Origin of the sequence: Pseudomonas sp. NPDC086112 (assembly GCF_044746425.1) — a bacterium.
Lineage (GTDB): Bacteria > Pseudomonadota > Gammaproteobacteria > Pseudomonadales > Pseudomonadaceae > Aquipseudomonas.
Map to the genome: position 1 here is coordinate 1 of NZ_JBIVCD010000020.1, position 18,989 is coordinate 18,989.

Annotated in this window: 16 protein-coding genes and 1 tRNA gene; 5 read left to right on the plus strand and 12 right to left on the minus strand. The window is 59.6% G+C overall.

From position 1 onward, the window contains the following. Positions 1-51: 51 nt before the first annotated feature. From ybgF to nadA, 5 genes are all read left to right on the plus strand, one after another. Complete coding sequence (ybgF, locus tag ACIPLA_RS15595; protein WP_401173970.1) at positions 52-903, plus strand: tol-pal system protein YbgF; 852 nt, start codon at positions 52-54, stop codon at positions 901-903. A 166-nt stretch (positions 904-1,069) separates the two neighbouring features. Then, positions 1,070-1,717 (plus strand): 7-carboxy-7-deazaguanine synthase QueE, encoded by a 648-nt coding sequence (gene queE, locus ACIPLA_RS15600; RefSeq protein ID WP_401173973.1) that lies wholly within the window; start codon positions 1,070-1,072, stop codon positions 1,715-1,717. Between the two features lies 1 nt (position 1,718). Beyond that, positions 1,719-2,411 carry a 7-cyano-7-deazaguanine synthase QueC gene (gene queC, locus ACIPLA_RS15605; RefSeq protein ID WP_401173976.1) on the plus strand — a complete coding sequence of 231 codons (693 nt, stop codon included), beginning with the start codon at positions 1,719-1,721 and terminating at the stop codon, positions 2,409-2,411. A gap of 63 nt (positions 2,412-2,474) precedes the next feature. Further along, a tRNA-Lys gene (locus ACIPLA_RS15610) sits at positions 2,475-2,550 on the plus strand. A gap of 251 nt (positions 2,551-2,801) precedes the next feature. Further along, complete coding sequence (gene nadA, locus ACIPLA_RS15615; RefSeq protein ID WP_048395651.1) at positions 2,802-3,860, plus strand: quinolinate synthase NadA; 1,059 nt, start codon at positions 2,802-2,804, stop codon at positions 3,858-3,860. 135 nt (positions 3,861-3,995) lie between these two features. Here nadA and ACIPLA_RS15620 read toward each other — a convergent pair whose 3' ends face one another. From ACIPLA_RS15620 to arcD, 12 genes are all read right to left on the minus strand, one after another. Next, positions 3,996-4,484, minus strand: coding sequence for an RDD family protein (locus tag ACIPLA_RS15620; protein WP_401173979.1), 489 nt, complete (start codon positions 4,482-4,484; stop codon positions 3,996-3,998). Positions 4,485-4,579: 95 nt separating this feature from the next. Beyond that, on the minus strand, positions 4,580-4,792 hold the full coding sequence (locus tag ACIPLA_RS15625) for a cold-shock protein (RefSeq protein ID WP_003175786.1): 213 nt from the start codon (positions 4,790-4,792) through the stop codon (positions 4,580-4,582). Between the two features lie 379 nt (positions 4,793-5,171). Beyond that, entirely contained in the window at positions 5,172-6,296 is a 1,125-nt protein-coding gene (gene gcvT / locus ACIPLA_RS15630) for a glycine cleavage system aminomethyltransferase GcvT (RefSeq protein ID WP_401173981.1), read from the minus strand. 33 nt (positions 6,297-6,329) lie between these two features. Continuing rightward, a complete protein-coding gene (locus ACIPLA_RS15635; protein WP_401173984.1) occupies positions 6,330-7,706 on the minus strand; it encodes an L-serine ammonia-lyase in 1,377 nt (458 codons plus the stop codon). Between the two features lie 168 nt (positions 7,707-7,874). Next, complete coding sequence (gene gcvP / locus ACIPLA_RS15640; RefSeq protein ID WP_401173987.1) at positions 7,875-10,742, minus strand: aminomethyl-transferring glycine dehydrogenase; 2,868 nt, start codon at positions 10,740-10,742, stop codon at positions 7,875-7,877. An 11-nt stretch (positions 10,743-10,753) separates the two neighbouring features. Further along, positions 10,754-11,128: a glycine cleavage system protein GcvH gene (gene gcvH / locus ACIPLA_RS15645; RefSeq protein ID WP_123495486.1), complete on the minus strand. Its 375-nt coding sequence runs from the start codon at positions 11,126-11,128 to the stop codon at positions 10,754-10,756. 430 nt (positions 11,129-11,558) lie between these two features. Then, a complete protein-coding gene (locus ACIPLA_RS15650) occupies positions 11,559-13,067 on the minus strand; it encodes a sigma-54-dependent transcriptional regulator (RefSeq protein WP_218397910.1) in 1,509 nt (502 codons plus the stop codon). Between the two features lie 207 nt (positions 13,068-13,274). Then, positions 13,275-13,637 carry a DUF5064 family protein gene (locus tag ACIPLA_RS15655; RefSeq protein ID WP_123495482.1) on the minus strand — a complete coding sequence of 121 codons (363 nt, stop codon included), beginning with the start codon at positions 13,635-13,637 and terminating at the stop codon, positions 13,275-13,277. A gap of 12 nt (positions 13,638-13,649) precedes the next feature. After that, on the minus strand, positions 13,650-14,579 hold the full coding sequence (gene arcC, locus ACIPLA_RS15660) for a carbamate kinase (RefSeq protein ID WP_192343879.1): 930 nt from the start codon (positions 14,577-14,579) through the stop codon (positions 13,650-13,652). A 189-nt stretch (positions 14,580-14,768) separates the two neighbouring features. Then, complete coding sequence (locus ACIPLA_RS15665; RefSeq protein ID WP_123495477.1) at positions 14,769-15,779, minus strand: ornithine carbamoyltransferase; 1,011 nt, start codon at positions 15,777-15,779, stop codon at positions 14,769-14,771. Between the two features lie 69 nt (positions 15,780-15,848). After that, on the minus strand, positions 15,849-17,105 hold the full coding sequence (arcA, locus tag ACIPLA_RS15670; RefSeq protein WP_123495475.1) for an arginine deiminase: 1,257 nt from the start codon (positions 17,103-17,105) through the stop codon (positions 15,849-15,851). A 35-nt stretch (positions 17,106-17,140) separates the two neighbouring features. Beyond that, on the minus strand, positions 17,141-18,568 hold the full coding sequence (arcD, locus tag ACIPLA_RS15675; protein WP_401173994.1) for an arginine-ornithine antiporter: 1,428 nt from the start codon (positions 18,566-18,568) through the stop codon (positions 17,141-17,143). Positions 18,569-18,989 lie beyond the last annotated feature (421 nt).

An 18,989-nucleotide genomic window follows, 5' to 3' on the forward strand; every position in this document is an offset into this window, starting at 1 on the left:
GAGCAGTCCTGGGCTCAAAACCCTCGCGTCGAACTGCGTAAGTAATTCGTCATGCGAACGTGCCGTCGTGCTGTAACTGTTTTGGCTCTCAGCCTCGCACCGCTTGCGGTGTGGGCTGCGGTTCCTGTGGTCGAGGACAACTCCGGCTATAACAATAGCGGGAGTAGTTATCCGCCTGCGGGTTACGGTACGAACGGCGCCTATGCCGGGGGAGGGGTTTCGGCCCCTGTCTCGGCACAGGGCGAGCTGTTCAACCAACTGCAATCGATGCAGGAGCAGATCTCACGCCAACAGGGTGTGATCGAAGTTCTGCAAAATGATGTAGCGCGCATGAAGCAAGAGAACCTGGAGCGATATCAGGATCTTGATCGGCGCATAGGAACCGGCGTTGCACCAGCCGCGACTCCTGATAATTCTTCCACCGGTGGCAACTTGAATGCCCCCGGTGCAGCAGCCGGCGCAGGTGCGGGAACGGCAGCCGCTGCCACTTCCACACAAGCGCCTGCCGCGGGTGGCGAACCGGCTGATCCGGCGAAGGAGAAACTGTATTACGATGCAGCCTTCGACCTGATCAAAGCCAAGGATTTCGACAAGGCCAGCCAGGCTTTCGCCGCATTCCTGCGCAAATACCCGAACAGCCAATACGCGGGCAACGCCCAGTACTGGTTGGGTGAAGTGAACCTGGCCAAAGGTGATCTGCAAGGCGCAGGTCAGGCATTTGCCAAGGTATCGCAGCTGTACCCCAAGCACCCAAAAGTGCCTGACTCGCTGTACAAGCTCGCTGATGTAGAGCGCCGCCTTGGTCATACCGACCGGGTCAAAGGCATTCTGCAGCAGGTCGTGTCCCAATATCCGGGCACTTCCGCCGCTCAGCTGGCGCAGCGGGACTTGCAGCGCATGTAAGCTTGCTTGGACTGTTTTGAAGAAACCCGCGCTTGTCGCGGGTTTTTTCGTTAGAATTCATGCCCTTTTTATGAAACACGCTTTTTGGGATCTGCGCGTTGGCGAGGTTCCTTGAAGTGCCTGACGGAGGCGGACAGCCTGTTTAGCTGTTACGCCCGTGGCGACTATGCAAGACACATTGAGAATCACCGAAGTTTTCTACTCGTTGCAGGGTGAAACGCGGACTGCCGGGCTGCCCACTGTTTTTGTGCGCCTGACCGGTTGCCCATTGCGTTGCCAATACTGCGACAGCGCCTACGCCTTCACGGGCGGCACCATCCGCATGCTCGACGACATCCTCGAGCAAGTGGCCGGTTTTCGCCCGCGTTACGTCTGTGTCACGGGCGGCGAGCCCCTGGCGCAACCTAATGCCATTCCCTTGCTCAAGCAGTTGTGTGATGCCGGCTACGAAGTGTCGCTGGAAACCAGTGGCGCGCTGGATATCTCGGCGGTCGATCCACGGGTCAGTCGCGTCGTCGACCTGAAAACCCCGGGTTCAAAAGAAGCACATCGCAACCGCTACGAGAACATCGAGCTGCTCACGCCTAACGATCAGGTAAAGTTTGTCATCTGCTCGCGGGAAGACTACGACTGGGCCGTGTCCAAGCTGATTCAGTACGGTCTTGACCAGCGTGCCGGCGAAGTCCTGTTCTCGCCGAGCCACCATGACCTGAACGCGCGTGATCTGGCGGACTGGGTGGTGGCGGACAATCTGCCTGTGCGCCTGCAATTGCAGCTGCATAAATATCTTTGGAATGACGAGCCGGGGCGCTGAAATGACTGAACAACTGAACACTGCAGAAAAACGTGCGGTCATCCTGCTGTCCGGTGGCCTCGACTCCGCGACAGTCGTGGCCATGGCTCGTGCCGAAGGCTACAGCTGCTACACCATGAGCTTCGATTACGGTCAGCGGTCTCACGCCGAATTGCACGCCGCCGCACGCGTCGCCCAAGACTTGGGTGTGGTCGAGCACAAGGTGATCGGCCTGAACCTGAACGGTATCGGCGGCTCGGCGTTGACCGACACTAGTATCGATGTGCCGGAAACACCGGGTGAAGGTATCCCGGTGACTTACGTGCCGGCGCGCAACACCGTGTTTCTGTCCCTGGCGCTGGGCTGGGCCGAAGTGCTGGGCGCGCGTGACATCTTTATCGGCGTTAACGCGGTGGATTACTCCGGTTACCCGGATTGCCGTCCCGAGTTCATCGAAGCCTTCGAGCGCATGGCCAACCTGGCGACCAAGGCCGGGGTAGAAGGGCAGGGCTTCCGTATCCAGGCGCCACTGCAGAACCTGAGCAAGGCGCAGATCGTTCAGGCTGGCGTGAAGCTTGGCGTCGATTACGGGCTGACCGTTTCCTGCTATCAGGCAGACGATAATGGCCGCGCCTGCGGTAAATGTGACAGCTGCCGCCTGCGTGCAGAAGGCTTCGCGGCGGCCGGTGTGACCGACCCAACACCTTATTTTTGATTTATTTCAAATTAGGTGTTGAATAGTCCTTAAAAATCAGTATTATACGCGCCACCACACAGCGGGTCGTTAGCTCAGTTGGTAGAGCAGTTGGCTTTTAACCAATTGGTCGTAGGTTCGAATCCCACACGACCCACCATTTTAAAAAATCTGGAAGGCCCACGTAAGTGAGGATTTCCGGGTTTTTTTTTGCCTGCGATTTGAGGTCCACTCAGTCCGGGTGACGCAGGTCAGAATCATCTTTTGCATCCACGGGATATTCTGTAGCCTTGCGCAGCTTCAACGCTATCCACGCCTGATGAATACTCACTCTCCCGGCGGTACCCTTAAGGGTCCGGAGCCGGGTGTATACTCGACTTTCGCGCGAAAGCGCCTGCAGGTCTTGCGAACATGACGCAGATTTCCGAACGCCTTCTGGTTCAAGCCCACCTCGACGCCAAGCAGCCCAAGCCGCTGACCGCCGAGGAAGAGGCTTATTACCGTACTGCCATCGCTGCCGAGCTCAAGGCTCAGGACGCGGTGCTGGTTGCCCACTTCTATTGCGATCCGGTCATTCAGGCCCTGGCCGAAGAAACCGGTGGTTGCGTCTCCGACTCTCTGGAGATGGCTCGCTTCGGCAATGCCCACCCGGCCAAGACTGTGGTGGTCGCCGGTGTGAAGTTCATGGGCGAAACCGCGAAAATCCTCAACCCTGAAAAACGTGTACTGATGCCGACCCTGGAAGCGACTTGCTCGCTGGACCTGGGTTGCCCGGTGGACGAGTTCTCGGCGTTCTGCGATCAGCATCCGGAACGTACGGTGGTGGTGTATGCCAACACCTCGGCGGCGGTCAAAGCCCGGGCAGACTGGGTAGTGACGTCCAGCTGCGCGCTGGAAATCGTCGAAAGCCTGATGGATAACGGCGAAACCATCATCTGGGCCCCGGACAAGCACCTGGGCACTTATATCCAGCGCAAGACCGGCGCCGACATGCTGCTGTGGGACGGTGCTTGCATCGTCCATGAAGAGTTCAAGGCCAAACAGCTCGAAGACATGAAAGCGCTGTACCCGGATGCGGCCATCCTGGTGCACCCGGAGTCGCCGACCGCCGTAATCGATTTGGCCGACGCGGTGGGTTCCACCAGTCAGCTGATCGCTGCGGCGCAAAGTCTGCCGAACAAGACCCTGATCGTCGCCACCGACCGTGGCATCTTCTACAAGATGCAGCAGCTGTGCCCGGACAAGGTCTTCATCGAGGCGCCAACGGCCGGTAACGGCGCAGCCTGCCGCAGTTGCGCACATTGCCCGTGGATGGCGATGAACACCCTTGAGCGCACGCTGAAGAGCTTGCGCGAGGGCACCAACGAGATCTTCGTTGATCCGGCGTTGATTCCGCAGGCGGTGCGGCCGTTGAAGCGGATGCTTGATTTCACGCAGGCGGCGCGGATGAAGTTGGCCGGCAACGCCTGAGGTCTGTCAGTCAAGATGCAAAAACTGTGGGAGCGGGCTTGCTCGCGAAGAGGGCGTATCAGTCAACATTGATGTTGTCTGACACACCGCTTTCGCGAGCAAGCCCGCTCCCACATTGATTTGTGTATAGCTGAATCACTTTGTCTTCTTCGGAATCCGCACGAGCTGGGTGTTGGAGTAGATGTCATGCCAACTGCGCTTCTGCTTGTCGAACAGCGACCAGAAGAACCCCAGCCCGAGGCATATCCAGGACGCGATCGACACCACAAAGCGCAACAGAGCCTGCCACAGGCTGATGGATGAGCCGTCGGTGTTTTGCACGCGGATGCCCCACACCTGCATGCCCAGTGTCTGCCCCGACCAGGTCCAGAACTTGGCAAAGAAACCGAAAAGCACGAACAACAGCACCGTCGATAGCAGTGGATCACCGTCCAGCGCACCGGCTTCGGTCAAGGCACGCATTTGGCCTTCGCCGATGATCGCCATCTGGATCATCTTGTAAACGCCGCTGGTGACGATCAGCAGGGCGGTGCATAACAGGAAGTCGTAGAACATCGCTGCCAGGCGACGACCCAGGCCGACGGCGGGGAAGTCGCCCTGTGGGTAGAGCAGGTGTTTCGACATGGCAGCCTCTGAACGGAAAAAGAAGCCATTTTACGGATTTACGCGCACAAAAAAGCCCCTGATATCAGTATCAGGGGCTTTTTCGTTACAGAAGATCAGGCTTCTGCTTGTACTTCGTCAGCCTGCATGCCTTTCTGGCCTTGCACAGCAACGAACGTCACTTTCTGGCCTTCTTTCAGGCTCTTGAAGCCGTTGCCCTGAATAGCGCGGAAATGTACGAACAGATCCGGACCGCTTTCTGGAGTGATAAAACCAAAACCTTTCTCGTCGTTAAACCACTTGACGGTACCGCTCTGACGTTGGGACATTTCTTATTTCCTTTGACGCAAAAATGAATGACAGTCTCCTTCTGGTGAAAGAGTACTGGGGCTGGTTGCAGGAGAGTAAGAAGACGTCGAACGGGATGTAGCTAACTTGTAGGCTACTGCCCAGGTCACGATTCCAAGCGACCCATGCAAACACAGTGAACAAACTCTACGCCAACTACGGGAGAAAAAACAAGCCCTGCGAAGGCCCGGATTTCCTCGGGTTGGTGGCACTAGCGCCGGCTTATTCGATGGAGTTGTTCAGTTGTTTTCGATCGTTATAAGTAACGTTCATAAACGAAACGTTCGCACTGTTTTATGGCGGCTGCGTTACAGATTAGTGCACTGTTAACGCAACCGCGTTACTTATAGAAACGGTCGATCAACCACGATAGTAGCGTTGTGGAACAAATGGCATTTTGCTTACAAGCAAAGGCACCTTTTTCCCACGAACAATTGCCCAAACCGGCGTATTCAAAGCGATATAAGCGCTGTCGAGGTAACCCATGGCCAAAGGACCGCCGAGGGTCGGACCGAAGCCGCCGCTGCACACGCTGCCGATGATTTCGCCGGCTTCGTTGACGATTTCCGCACCTTCGCGCACCGGCGTACGTTCCTGCGGCAGCAGGCCAACGCGTTTGCGGCTGACACCGGCTTGCTGCTGGGCGAAAACGATTTCAGCGCCGGGGAAGCCACCGGCCCGCGCGCCATCGGCACGACGAGGCTTGGAGATGGCCCACAGCAGGCTGGCTTCGATCGGGGTGGTTTCGGTGTTCATGTCGTGGCCGTAGAGGCACAGGCCGGCTTCCAGGCGCAGGGAATCGCGAGCGCCGAGGCCGATGGCCGCCACTTCCGGTTCGGCCAGCAAGGCGCGAGCCAGGGCTTCGGCATTGGCGGCCGGTACGGAGATTTCGAAACCGTCTTCACCGGTGTAGCCCGAACGGCTGACAAAGCAGTCCACGCCCAACAACTTCACGCGGGCGAACTGCATAAAGGTCATCTTCGCCACTTCAGGCGCCAGGCGTGAGAGCACGGTGACGGCGGCCGGGCCTTGCAACGCCAGCAGTGCGCGTTCTTCGAACAGCGGCTCGATGGTGCACTGGTCGCCGATGTGCTTGCGCAGGTGCTCCAGGTCCTGATCCTTGCAAGCGGCGTTGACCACTAGGAACAGTTCGTCATTACCGAGGTTGGCGACCATCAGGTCGTCGAGGATGCCGCCGGTCTCGTTGGTGAACATCGCGTAGCGCTGCATGCCCACTGGCAGGTCGATGATGTCCACCGGCACCAGAGTCTCCAGGGCTTTGGCCGCGTTGGCGCCGGTCAGGCGGATCTGGCCCATGTGCGAAACATCGAACAACCCGGCCTGATCACGGGTGTGCTGGTGTTCTTTCATCACGCCCAACGGGTATTGCACCGGCATATCGTAGCCGGCAAACGGCACCATGCGGGCGCCGAGTTCGAGATGCAGTGCGTGCAACGGGGTTTTCAACAGTTGTTCGGTGGACATATCCAGCTCCTGAAAATAGTGCAGATGCGCGCATCAGCACTCGATAATGTTGACCGCCAAACCGCCACGGGCGGTTTCCTTGTATTTGCTTTTCATGTCGGCGCCGGTCTGGCGCATGGTGCGGATGACTTTGTCGAGGGAGACGAAGTGCTGACCGTCGCCTCGCAGGGCCATGCGCACCGCATTGATGGCCTTGACCGAGCCCATGGCATTGCGCTCGATGCAAGGTACTTGCACCAATCCGCCAATCGGGTCGCAGGTCAGGCCGAGGTTGTGTTCCATGCCGATTTCGGCGGCGTTTTCCACCTGCTGCACGGTGCCGCCAAGCACTTCACACAAGGCACCGGCGGCCATGGAACAGGCGACGCCAACCTCGCCCTGACAGCCGACTTCGGCGCCGGAGATCGAGGCGTTTTCCTTGTACAGAATGCCGATCGCGGCGGCCGTCAGCAGAAAGCGCACCACGCCGTCTTCGTTGGCGCCAGGGATGAAGCGCATGTAGTAATGCAACACCGCCGGGATGATTCCGGCTGCACCATTGGTGGGCGCGGTGACCACGCGTCCGCCGTTGGCGTTTTCTTCGTTGACCGCCAAGGCGTACAGGTTGACCCAGTCCAGCACCGACAGCGGATCACGCAGTGACGATTCCGGGTTGTTGCACAGTTGCCGATGCAGCGCTGCAGCCCGGCGTTTGACCTTCAGTCCACCGGGCAGGATGCCTTCGTTGCGGCAACCGGCGGCGACGCAGTCTTGCATCACTTGCCAGATCTTCAGTAAACCGGCACGGGTTTCCGCCTCCGGACGCCAGGCACTTTCGTTGGTCAGCATCACTTGGCTGATGGACAAGCCATAGGTGGTGCAATGACCGAGCAAGTCCTTGGCGCTTTTGAACGGGAAGGTCAACGGGGTGGCGTCTTCGACGATGCGGTCGGCGCCGGCAGCGTCTTCATCGACCACGAACCCGCCACCAACCGAGTAGTACTCGCGGCTGCGGATTTGCAGGCCAGCGGCATCGAACGCGCGAAAGATCATGCCGTTGGGGTGATAGGCCAACGGTTTGCGGATCATTGCCAGGTGTTCTTTCTCGTTGAACGCAATGCTGTGTTCGCCGAGCAGGTTCAAGCGACCGCTGCCGCGAATCTCTTGCAGGCGAGCGGCGACGGTTTCGGTGTCCACGGTATCCGGGTGTTCGCCTTCCAGGCCCAGTAACACGGCCTTGTCGCTGCCGTGGCCTTTGCCGGTGGCGCCGAGGGAGCCGTAGAGCTCGACCTTGACGCAGGTGGTTACCGCCAGCAGCCCTTCACGGCGCAGACCTTCGGCGAAACGCGCAGCGGCACGCATCGGGCCGACGGTGTGGGAGCTGGAGGGGCCGATGCCAATCTTGAACAGGTCGAACACGCTTAACGACATGGTTGTTCTCCGGTTTCTTGTTATAGGCGCAACGCGAAACTGTAGGAGCGAGGCTTGCCCGCGAAGCTTTTAGCGGTCTTGATGGCCTCTTCGCGGGCAAGCCTCGCTCCTACAGGGGAATGTGGTGTTGTTGAATAGGGGGGGCGAGTGAGCCCGCCCCCCCATAGATCAAGCGTAGCTTTCGATCGACGGGCAGGCGCAGACCAGGTTGCGATCGCCGAAGACGTTGTCGACGCGACCGACCGGTGGCCAGTACTTGCCTTCGATCAGCGACGCTACCGGGTACACCGCTTGCTCGCGGCTGTACGGGTGAGTCCACTCACCGACGATTTCCGCGGCGGTGTGTGGCGCGTTTTTCAGCGGGTTGTCGTCCTTGTCCAGCGTGCCGTTTTCCACCGCGCGGATTTCTTCGCGGATGCGGATCATGGCGTCGCAGAAGCGATCCAGTTCTTCCTTGGATTCGCTTTCGGTCGGCTCGATCATCAACGTGCCGGCTACCGGGAACGACATGGTCGGGGCGTGGAAGCCGAAGTCGATCAGGCGCTTGGCGACGTCATCGACACTGATGCCGCTGCTGTCTTTCAACGGACGCAGGTCGAGGATGCATTCGTGCGCCACCAACCCGTTGCTGCCGGTGTACAGCACTGGGTAGTGCTCTTCGAGGCGACGGGAAATGTAGTTGGCATTCAGGATCGCCAGTTGCGAAGCACGCTTGAGACCCGCGCCACCCATCATTCGAATGTACATCCAGGTGATCGGCAGAATGCTCGCGCTGCCGAACGGTGCCGCGCAGACCGCGCCTTCTTTGCGTTCCATCTGGGCGTGGCCCGGCAGGAACGGCGTCAGGTGCGACTTGACGCCAATCGGGCCGACGCCCGGGCCGCCACCGCCGTGTGGGATGCAGAAGGTTTTGTGCAGGTTCAGGTGGGATACGTCACCGCCGAACTTGCCCGGTGCGCAGAGGCCGACCATGGCATTCATGTTGGCGCCGTCGATGTACACCTGGCCGCCGTTGTCGTGAATGATGCCGCAGATGACGCGGATGCCTTCTTCGAACACGCCGTGGGTGGACGGGTAGGTGATCATCAGCGCGGCGAGGTGTTCGCGGTGCTCGATGGCCTTGGCGCGCAGGTCTTCGATGTCGACGTTCCCGCGGGCATCGCAGGCAGTCACAACCACACGCATGCCAGCCATGTTGGCGGTGGCCGGGTTGGTGCCGTGAGCAGACGAGGGGATCAGGCAGATGTCGCGACGGTCTTCGCCACGGCTCTGGTGGTAGGCGCGGATCGCCAGCAGGCCAGCGTATTCACCTTGGGAGCCGGCGTTCGGTTGCAAGGAGATCGAGTCGTAACCGGTGGCGGCGCAGAGCATCGCTTCCAGTTCATCGGTCAACTGCTGATAGCCGGCACTTTGCTCGGCTGGGGCGAACGGGTGCAGGGCACCGAATTCAGCCCAGGTGACCGGGATCATTTCGCTGGCGGCGTTGAGTTTCATGGTGCAGGAACCCAGCGGAATCATGGTGCGATCCAGGGCCAGGTCCTTGTCGGCGAGCTTGCGCAGGTAGCGCATCAGCTCGGTTTCCGAGTGGTAACGGTTGAACACCGGATGGCTGAGGATCGGCGACTGGCGAACCAGCGCGGCCGGGAGGGTGCTGACCACCGAGGCGGCGAGGGCGGCGAAATCTGGCAGCGTCTTGCCTTCAGATAGCACGCTCCACAGGGTTTCAACGTCAGCTTGCGACGTGGTTTCGTCCAGCGACAGGCCCAGACGTTCAGCATCGACGACGCGCAGGTTGATCTGCTGAGCACGCGCCTGGTCGTGCAGCTTGGCGGTGTTAACGCCGGTTTTAATTGTCAGCGTGTCGAAGAAGTTGGCTTGCTCGACGGTCAGACCCAATGCGCTCAAGCCTTTGGCGAGGATCGCGGTCAGGTGATGAATGCGCTGGGCGATCTGCGTCAGGCCTTTCGGGCCGTGGTACACGGCGTACATGCTGGCAATGTTGGCCAGCAGAACCTGGGCGGTGCAGATGTTGCTGGTGGCTTTCTCGCGGCGGATATGTTGCTCGCGGGTCTGCATGGCCAGGCGCAGGGCCGGCTTGCCGAAACGGTCCACGGAAACGCCGACCAGACGGCCTGGCATGTCGCGCTTGAACGCATCGCGGGTGGAGAAGTAGGCCGCGTGTGGACCACCGAAACCCAACGGCACGCCAAAGCGTTGCGCGCTGCCGATGGCCACGTCGGCGCCGAACTCGCCCGGCGGAGTCAGCACGGTCAGGGCCAGCAGGTCAGCGGCGACTGCGACCAGCGCATTAGCAGCGTGGAAACGCTCGGTCAGTTCGCGGTAGTCGAACACATCACCGTTGCTGGCCGGGTATTGCAGCAAAGCACCGAAGAACGCGCTGACGTCGCTCAGTTCGCGCTCGTCGCCGACCACCACGTCGATGCCCAACGGCTCGGCACGGGTGCGCAGCACGTCGAGGGTTTGCGGGTGGCAATGCACCGAGGCGAAGAACGCATGGCTGCCTTTGTTCTTGCTCAGGCGTTTGCAGAAGGTCATGGCTTCAGCAGCGGCGGTGGCTTCGTCGAGCAGGGAGGCGTTGGCGATCGGCAGGCCGGTGAGGTCGCTGATCAGGGTCTGGAAGTTCAGCAGCGCTTCGAGACGGCCTTGGGAAATTTCTGGCTGGTACGGAGTGTAAGCGGTGTACCAGGCCGGGTTTTCCAGCAGGTTGCGCAGGATCGGCGACGGCGTGTGAGTGCCGTAGTAGCCCTGACCGATGTAGGTCTTGAACAGCCGGTTTTTGCCGGCGATGGATTTGATCAGCGCCAGGGCATCCGCTTCACTCAGGCCGTCTTCCAGGCCGAGGACGCTGGTGCCTTTGATGCTATCGGGAATGACGCTGGCGCTCAGGGCTTCCAGGGAGTCGAAACCGAGGCTGTTGAGCATGGCTTGCTCATCACCTGCACGCGGGCCGATGTGGCGGGCGATGAACTCGTTGGCGGTGCTGACATTTACAGAAACAGGAAGTACTTGAGTCATGTCGGCACTCCTCAGGCTTGGGCGATCAGACGGTCGTAAGCGTCTTGATCCAGCAGTTGGCCGACAGCCGAGGCGTCGGTTGGCTTGAAGCGGAAGAACCAGCCTTCGCCCAGCGGATCTTCGTTGACCAGTTCAGGGCTGCTGTCCAGCGCCGGGTTCACTTCCAGCACTTCACCGTCGAGTGGCATGTACACGCCGCTGGCGGCTTTTACCGATTCCACGGTGGCGGCTTCAGCGCCTTTGTCGTAGGACTGCAGCTCAGGCAGTTGTACGAAAACCACGTCGCCCAGGGCGTTCTGTGCGAAAGCGGTGATGCCGACTGTGACGGTGCCGTCAGCTTCGGTGCGCAGCCATTCGTGATCTTCAGTAAAACGCAACTCGCTCATGGAAACTCCTAAGGGGGCCAGACTCGTCTGGTGGACGCGATTGAATGCTCGGCAATGCCGTACTTTATGGATGGTTACTAAGCAAAAACGCGGCCAATGTTATTTATTCTTTATAAATCAATAAGTTATTTGTTTTTGCGGAAGAGGGAGAAGGACTTGCTGTAGCGAAATCGCTACAGCACAGACTGAAGAAAAAAGCTGAGGTGGATCAAAGCCTTGCACAGCGGCGATCAGGAGAGGGTGTAGCGATATCATTCCACTGTAGCGCTTTCAGTACAGATGGAGGTCGTTTTTGAATTCTGTTTTGAAGGCGATGCAATACATGTGGGAGCGGGCTTGCTCGCGAAAGCGGTATAACACTCAACATGGATGTTGACTGACACTCCGCCTTCGCGAGCAAGCCCGTTCCCACATTTGACCGAGTGATGCTTTAAGGCTTATTGGGTATGCCGTACTTACGCAACCGATGGGCGATCGCGGTATGGGAGGTTTGCAGGCGGTTGGCCAGTTGGCGGGTCGAGGGGTAGCTGACGTAGAGCTTTTCCAGCAGGGTTTTCTCGAACTCTTCCATGGCCTGTTCGAGGCTGTCGACCTCGCTGTCGCTCTGGCGCGCCACGGAGGTGCCAGCGATGTCGAGGTCGCCGATGTCCACCAGGCTGCTTTCGCAAATCGCCGCGGCGCGGAAGATTACGTTCTGCAATTGCCGCACGTTCCCCGGCCAGCGATTGTCTAGCAGCGCCGGATAAGTGCCCGGCGCCAGGCGACAGACCGGGCGCTGGATCTGCGCGCAGGCCTGCTGCATGAAGTAGCGTGCCAGCAGCAGAATGTCCTGGCCCCGTTCGCGCAACGGCGGGACTTCGACATTCAGCACGTTGAGGCGATAAAACAGGTCTTCGCGGAAGGTACCTTCACTGACCATTTTTTCCAGATCGCGGTGAGTCGCGCTGAGGATCCGCACATTGACCTTCACTTCGCGATCGCCACCAACCCGTCGGAAGCTGCCGTCGTTGAGAAAGCGCAGCAGTTTCGCCTGCAAATACGGCGACATTTCACCGATCTCGTCGAGAAATACCGTGCCCTGGTTGGCCAGTTCCATCAGCCCCGGTTTACCGCCCCGTTGCGCGCCGGTGAAGGCACCGGGGGCATAGCCGAACAGCTCGCTTTCGGCGAGGTTTTCTGGCAATGCCGCGCAGTTCAAGGCCAGGAACGGCGAACCGTGGCGGGCGCTGATGGCGTGGCAGGCGCGGGCCACCAGTTCTTTACCGGTGCCGGTCTCGCCCTGGATCAGCAACGGTGCATCGAGGGCCGCAACCCGTTGGGCGCGAGCCTTGAGCGTACGAATCGCCGGGGATTCGCCGAGCAGGGCATCGAAGCCTTCGGCGTGATCGTGGTGCAGCGCCGAGAGGCGTTCGCCGATGCGGTTCGGTTGATACAGGGTCAGCAGCGCGCCGGCGTCGGTTATCGGCGTGGCGTCCAGCAGCAGGGTCTGGCCGTTGACGGTGATCTCCCGCAGCGGCAGGCGGAAGCCGTTTTCCAGCAACGTGTCGAGCAGCGCCGGGTCGGCAAACAGCTCGCTGATGCTTTCACCCGCCGGTTCGCGGCCGTACAGGGCGATCAGCGCCGGGTTGGCCAGCAGCACCTTGCCAGCGCTGTCCAGAGCCAACACCGGGTCGGTCATGGCGGCGAGCAACGCATCGAGCTGCAAGTGACGGCGCTGGCCGGGAAGAATGTCGACCACCGTCACCGCTTGCACGCCACGTACGCTGAACAGCGCATCGCGTAGCTCTTCGAGCACTGCCGGGCTCAAGGTCGGGGCGTCGATGTAGACGTTGGGCGGGACCATTTCCACCGCATCCAGATTGAGGTTGCGCCCACCGAGCAGGGCCAGGACTTCCTGGGTGATGCCGACGCGGTCGATGAAGCTGACGTGGATACGCATGGGGCGGTTGGGTTCTGGAGTGCGAAGGGTGGCAAGTATGCCTTGGGGCGGGCCAATGGTGAAATCCTGCGCAGGACTTCAGGGCTACACCGAACCAATGTGGGAGCGGGCTTGCTCGCGAAAGCGGTATAGCAGGCAACATTTAGTCGACTGACACTCCGCCTTCGCGAGCAAGCCCGCTCCCACAGGTTCAGCGTTCATCCAGGGTTATTCGAAGTTCTCGAGGTTTACCGGGTCGCCGGATTTCATATCCAACTGCTTCCGGATGTCTTCAAACATTAAATCGTAATGCTTGTGAACCGAGCCGATCTGGCTGTGTGTCTTCGGGATTCCGTACTTCTCGGCGATTTTCGTCACGTTGTTGGCGAAGTTGTAAGCCTCCTCCTTGGGCAGAAAGAAGGTCTCCGTCATGTCTTTTCCCTGCATGCTGCCGTGCATGGTGAACAGAATCCCTTTGCCTTTCTTGGGATCCTGCGAGACTTCATAGTCGAGGTGCACGTTGTAGTTGACATCATCCGGGGTCAGCGCGTGGCGCTCGATGTGCAGATGACCGGGCTCAAACGTTGCCATTGACGTCTCTCCTTACAAGTAAGTTATGCCAGGTGTCGCCGTACTGATACGCGTGCCGGCCTTGCCCTGGACGATCGCTTCGATGTCCGAGAGTGAACCGATCACCGCGGTTTTTCCAGTATGGCGGGCGAACTCGCAGGCCGCCTGGACCTTCGGTCCCATGGAGCCGGCGGCGAAGCCGAGTTTTTCCATCTCATCGGGGTGGGCCTGGGCGATGGCTTTCTGGGTCGGTTTGCCAAAGTCGATGAACGCCGCATTGACGTCGGTGGCGATCACCAACAGATCGCTTTCAAGCTGTTCGGCCAGCAGCGCCGAGCACAGGTCCTTGTCGATCACCGCTTCCACGCCTTGCAGTTTGCCGCTGGCGCCATACATCGTCGGGATGCCACCACCGCCCGCGCAGATCACGATGCTGCCTTTTTCCAGCAGCCACTTGATGGGGCGGATTTCGAAGATGCGTTTAGGTTTCGGGCTGGCCACCACGCGACGGAACTTGTCGCCGTCCGGCGCAATCGCCCAGCCTTTCTCGGCGGCGAGTTTTTCCGCTTCGGCCTTGGTATAGACCGGGCCGATGGGTTTGCTCGGATGCTGGAACGCCGGATCGTTGGGGTCGACTTCGACCTGGGTCAGCAGGGTGGCGAACGGGACTTCGAAGTCCAGCAGGTTGCCCAATTCCTGTTCGATGATGTAGCCGATCATGCCTTCGGTTTCGGCACCCAGCACGTCCAGCGGGTAAGCGGACACCTGGGTGTAGGCCGCCGCTTGCAGCGACAGCAGGCCGACCTGCGGACCATTGCCGTGGGCGATCACCAGTTGGTTGCCGGGATGGACCTTGGCGATCTGTTCGGTGGCGATCCGGATGTTGGTGCGCTGGTTGTCCGCGGTCATGGGTTCACCCCGGCGGAGCAGGGCGTTACCGCCCAGAGCAACGACGATACGCATAGTGCAGTCCTTCTAAACAGAGGTTGCGGGCGATTCGATCTCCCTGTGGGAACCGGGATTGTGTGGGAGCGGGCTTGCTCGCGAAGGCGTCGTGTCAGTCGACATCAATGTTGCCTGTTACACCGCTTTTCGCGAGCAAGCCTGCTCCCACATTGACCGTGTTTCGCCAGGAGTGACCGAGCCGGGCCTTTAGATATCCGCCAGCGCCGACACCAGAATCGCCTTGATGGTGTGCATGCGGTTTTCCGCTTGCTCGAAGGCGATGTTGGCCGGCGACTCGAAAACGTCTTCGGTCACTTCGACGCCGTTGGCCAGGTGCGGATAGCGCGCGGCGATGTCCTTGCCGACCTTGGTTTCGCTGTTGTGGAACGCCGGCAGGCAGTGCATGAATTTCACGCGCGGGTTGCCCGAGGCCTTCATCATCTCGGCGTTGACCTGGTAGGGCAGCAGTTGCTCAATGCGCTCGTCCCACGCCTCCACCGGCTCGCCCATCGACACCCAGATGTCGGTGTGGATGAAGTCCACGCCCTTGACCGCTTCCTTCGGGTCTTCGGTGATGGTGATGCGCGCGCCGCTTTCCTCGGCGAAGGCTTTGCACTGATCGATGAAGTCCTGATGTGGCCACAGCGCTTTCGGTGCGGCGATGCGCACGTCCATGCCGAGTTTGGCGCCGATCATCAACAGCGAGTTGCCCATGTTGTAGCGGGCATCGCCGAGGTAGGCGTAGCTGATGTCGTGCAGCGGCTTGTCGCTGTGTTCACGCATGGTCAGGGTGTCGGCGATCATTTGCGTCGGGTGGAATTCAGCGGTCAAACCGTTGAACACCGGCACGCCGGCGAACTTCGCCAGTTCTTCGACAATTTCCTGTTCGAAGCCACGGTACTCGATGGCGTCGAACATCCGCCCCAGCACGCGGGCGGTGTCTTTCATGCTTTCCTTGTGGCCGATCTGCGACGACACCGGGTCGATGTAAGTGACGTGGGCGCCCTGGTCATGGGCTGCGACTTCGAAGGCGCAGCGGGTGCGGGTCGAGGTTTTTTCGAAGATCAGCGCGATGTTTTTGCCTTGCAGGTGCGGACGCTCGGTGCCGGTGTACTTGGCGCGTTTGAGGTCACGGGACAGGTCCAGCAGGTAATTGAGCTCGCGAGTGGTGTGGTGCATCAAACTCAGCAGGCTGCGGTTGCGCATGTTGAAAGCCATGATTGGATCTCCTTGGGTATCGGTTATCCCCCGGGCCGCGCTGGATAAGCGGCGGCCAGGGTTTGAGAGTTAATAGTCGATAGGGTCACGGATGATCGGGCAGGTCATGCAGTGGCCGCCGCCACGCCCGCGACCGAGTTCACCGGCGCTGATGGTGATGACCTCCACACCGGCCTTGCGCAGCAGGGTGTTGGTGTAGGTGTTGCGGTCGTAACCGATCACCACCCCGGGTTCCACGGCCACCACGTTGTTGCCGTCGTCCCATTGCTCGCGTTCGGCGGCGAAGGCGTTGCCGCCGGTTTCCACCACGCGCAGCGCTTTGAGGTTGAGGGCCTTGGCCACGGTGTCGAGGAAGCTGGTTTCTTCGCGGCGAACGTCGACGCCGCCCGGTTTGCTTTCGTCAGGGCGCACACTGAAGGCGACGATCTGGCTCACCACTTCCGGGAAAATGGTCACAAGGTCGCGGTCGCAGAAGCTGAACACGGTGTCCAGGTGCATCGCGGCGCGGGACTTCGGCAGGCCGGCGACGATCACCCGCTCGACGGCTTTGTTTTTGAACAGGTTGACCGCCAATTGGCCGATGGCCTGGCGGGATGAACGCTCGCCCATGCCGATCAGCACCACGCCGTTGCCGATCGGCATCACGTCGCCGCCCTCAAGGGTGGCGCTGCCATGGTCCTGATCCGGGTCGCCGTACCAGATCTGGAAGTCGGCGTTGGTGAACTGCGGATGGAATTTGTAGATGGCGGTGGTCAGCAGGGTTTCCTGACGGCGCGCCGGCCAGTACATCGGGTTGAGCGTCACGCCGCCGTAGATCCAGCAGGTGGTGTCACGGGTGAACTGGGTGTTGGGCAGCGGCGGCAGAATGAAGCTGGAGTGACCGAGAAATTCGCGGAACATCTGGATGGTCTTGCCACCAAAGCTGTCCGGCAGGTCATCGGCCGAGACACCGCCAATCAGAAACTCGGCGATCTTGCGCGGCTCCAGGCTACGCAGCCAGGATGCGGTTTCATTGACCAGACCCAAGCCCACCGAATTGGCGGTGATCTTGCGCTCCAGGATCCAGTCCAGCGCTTCAGGAATCGCAACGATGTCGGTCAACAGGTTGTGCATTTCCAGCACATCGACGTTGCGCTCGCGCATTTTGGTGACGAAGTCGAAATGGTCACGCTTGGCTTGAGCCACCCACAGCACATCGTCGAAAAGCAGTTCATCGCAGTTGTTCGGGGTCAGCCGCTGGTGGGCCAGGCCGGGGGAGCAAACCATGACTTTACGCAGTTTGCCGGCTTCGGAATGGACGCCGTACTTAACTTTTTCGGTGGTCATTACAGTGATCCTCCAGATGACAAATGGGTCAGGTGTTACAGGGTCAGGAAGCCGTCATACAGCCCGTAGGCCGCCACCAGGGCGCCCACGACGACCGCTGCGAAAATCAGCTTCTCGACGTTGGTGAAAACCGGTTTGTTGACTTCAAGCTTGGCCTTGGCGAACAGGATCGCGCCGGGCGCATAGAGCAGGGCGGAGAGCAGCAGGTATTTGACGCCGCCGGCATAGATCAGCCAGACCGCGTAGGTCAACGCGATGGCGCCGATGAACAGGTCTTTCCTGCGCTCGGCCGCAGCGTTTTCATAACTCTCGCCGCGCACCGCCAACAGCAGCGCGTACGCCGCCGACCACAGGTACGGCACCAGAATCATCGACGTGGCGAGGTAAATCAGCGACAGGTAAGTGCTGGCCGAGAACAGCGTGATGATCAGGAACAACTGGACCATGGCGTTGGTCAGCCACAGCGCATTGACCGGCACATGGTTGGCGTTTTCACGGCGCAAAAAGGCCGGCATGGTGTGGTCCTTGGCGGCGGCGAACATGATCTCCGCACACAGCAACACCCACGACAGCAGCGCACCGAGCAACGAGATAATCAGGCCGACGCTGATCAGCACGGCCCCCCAATGACCGACCACGTGTTCCAGCACCGCGGCCATGGACGGATTCTGCAGTTTGGCCAATTCCGGTTGGGTCATGATGCCCAGCGACAGCACGTTCACCAGCACCAGGAACAGCAGCACGGTGATAAAACCGATGACGGTGGCTTTACCCACGTCGCTGCGTTTTTCCGCACGGGCCGAGAAGATGCTCGCGCCTTCGATGCCGATGAACACCCAGACGGTGACCAGCATCATCTTGCGTACCTGGTTCATCACGCTGCCCAGGTCCGGGTTTTTCAGACCCCAGATGTCGGCGGTGAAGATGTCCAGTTTGAAGGCGAAAATCGCGATCAGGACAAACAGCAGCAGAGGCACGACCTTGGCGACGGTGGTCACCAGGTTGATGAACGCCGCTTCCTTGATGCCCCGCAGCACGAGGAAATGTACGCCCCAGAGCAGCACGGACGCACCGATCACGGCCGCGACAGTATTCCCCTCCCCAAAAATGGGAAAGAAGTAGCCGAGGGTGCTGAACAACAGAACGAAGTAACCAACGTTACCCAGCCAGGCACTGATCCAGTAACCCCAGGCGGACGAGAAACCCATGTAGTCGCCGAAACCGGCCTTGGCGTAGGCGTAGACCCCGCCGTCAAGATCTGGCTTGCGATTGGCCAGGGTCTGGAACACGAAGGCCAGGGTCAACATGCCGACGGCGGTGATTGCCCAGCCGATAAGAACGGCCCCGACGTCGGCACTGGCGGCCATGTTCTGGGGCAGCGAGAAAATCCCGCCACCGATCATCGAGCCGACCACCAGCGCAACCAGAGCGCCAAGTTTCAGTTTTCCGGGGGATTCAGACATGCATGACTCCAGTGCAGGAGAAAGAGAGAAAACAGATTAATTTCGTTTGCTTTTCAATCATCTGACTTGGATCAATGCATGATCACATTCCGTTGTTAACTAATGACTTATGTCGTTTTTATAGGCGTAAGGTTATTGCCGGAAGAGCTCTTTCCAGAGGCCTCGGCTGACGATTGGAGAAATAAAGCGCATCGATTGAAGTTTAGACGCTAGTTTGTTTTTATGTTTTGGCAAGTGATCAGTTCTGATTTTGGAGTGATATGGATTTATTCGAATATACAGACAAAACTGCGATTTCCAGTCAGCACGTTAGCGTGATCAGCTATAAGTAAAAGGCAGAGATTGGCGTTAATGGATAAACGTTATTACGCTTTATCTATTTAGTTAAAACCAACAATGTGACGGTCTCGCGGTGATAGTC

Coding starts and splice junctions, on each gene's coding strand:
- ybgF (WP_401173970.1), top strand. CDS start 52: ATGCGAACGTGCCGTCGTGCTGTAACTGTTTTGGCTCTCAGCCTCGCA.
- queE (WP_401173973.1), top strand. CDS start 1,070: ATGCAAGACACATTGAGAATCACCGAAGTTTTCTACTCGTTGCAGGGT.
- queC (WP_401173976.1), top strand. CDS start 1,719: ATGACTGAACAACTGAACACTGCAGAAAAACGTGCGGTCATCCTGCTG.
- nadA (WP_048395651.1), top strand. CDS start 2,802: ATGACGCAGATTTCCGAACGCCTTCTGGTTCAAGCCCACCTCGACGCC.
- ACIPLA_RS15620 (WP_401173979.1), bottom strand. CDS start 4,484: ATGTCGAAACACCTGCTCTACCCACAGGGCGACTTCCCCGCCGTCGGC.
- ACIPLA_RS15625 (WP_003175786.1), bottom strand. CDS start 4,792: ATGTCCCAACGTCAGAGCGGTACCGTCAAGTGGTTTAACGACGAGAAA.
- gcvT (WP_401173981.1), bottom strand. CDS start 6,296: ATGTCCACCGAACAACTGTTGAAAACCCCGTTGCACGCACTGCATCTC.
- ACIPLA_RS15635 (WP_401173984.1), bottom strand. CDS start 7,706: ATGTCGTTAAGCGTGTTCGACCTGTTCAAGATTGGCATCGGCCCCTCC.
- gcvP (WP_401173987.1), bottom strand. CDS start 10,742: ATGACTCAAGTACTTCCTGTTTCTGTAAATGTCAGCACCGCCAACGAG.
- gcvH (WP_123495486.1), bottom strand. CDS start 11,128: ATGAGCGAGTTGCGTTTTACTGAAGATCACGAATGGCTGCGCACCGAA.
- ACIPLA_RS15650 (WP_218397910.1), bottom strand. CDS start 13,067: ATGCGTATCCACGTCAGCTTCATCGACCGCGTCGGCATCACCCAGGAA.
- ACIPLA_RS15655 (WP_123495482.1), bottom strand. CDS start 13,637: ATGGCAACGTTTGAGCCCGGTCATCTGCACATCGAGCGCCACGCGCTG.
- arcC (WP_192343879.1), bottom strand. CDS start 14,579: ATGCGTATCGTCGTTGCTCTGGGCGGTAACGCCCTGCTCCGCCGGGGT.
- ACIPLA_RS15665 (WP_123495477.1), bottom strand. CDS start 15,779: ATGGCTTTCAACATGCGCAACCGCAGCCTGCTGAGTTTGATGCACCAC.
- arcA (WP_123495475.1), bottom strand. CDS start 17,105: ATGACCACCGAAAAAGTTAAGTACGGCGTCCATTCCGAAGCCGGCAAA.
- arcD (WP_401173994.1), bottom strand. CDS start 18,568: ATGTCTGAATCCCCCGGAAAACTGAAACTTGGCGCTCTGGTTGCGCTG.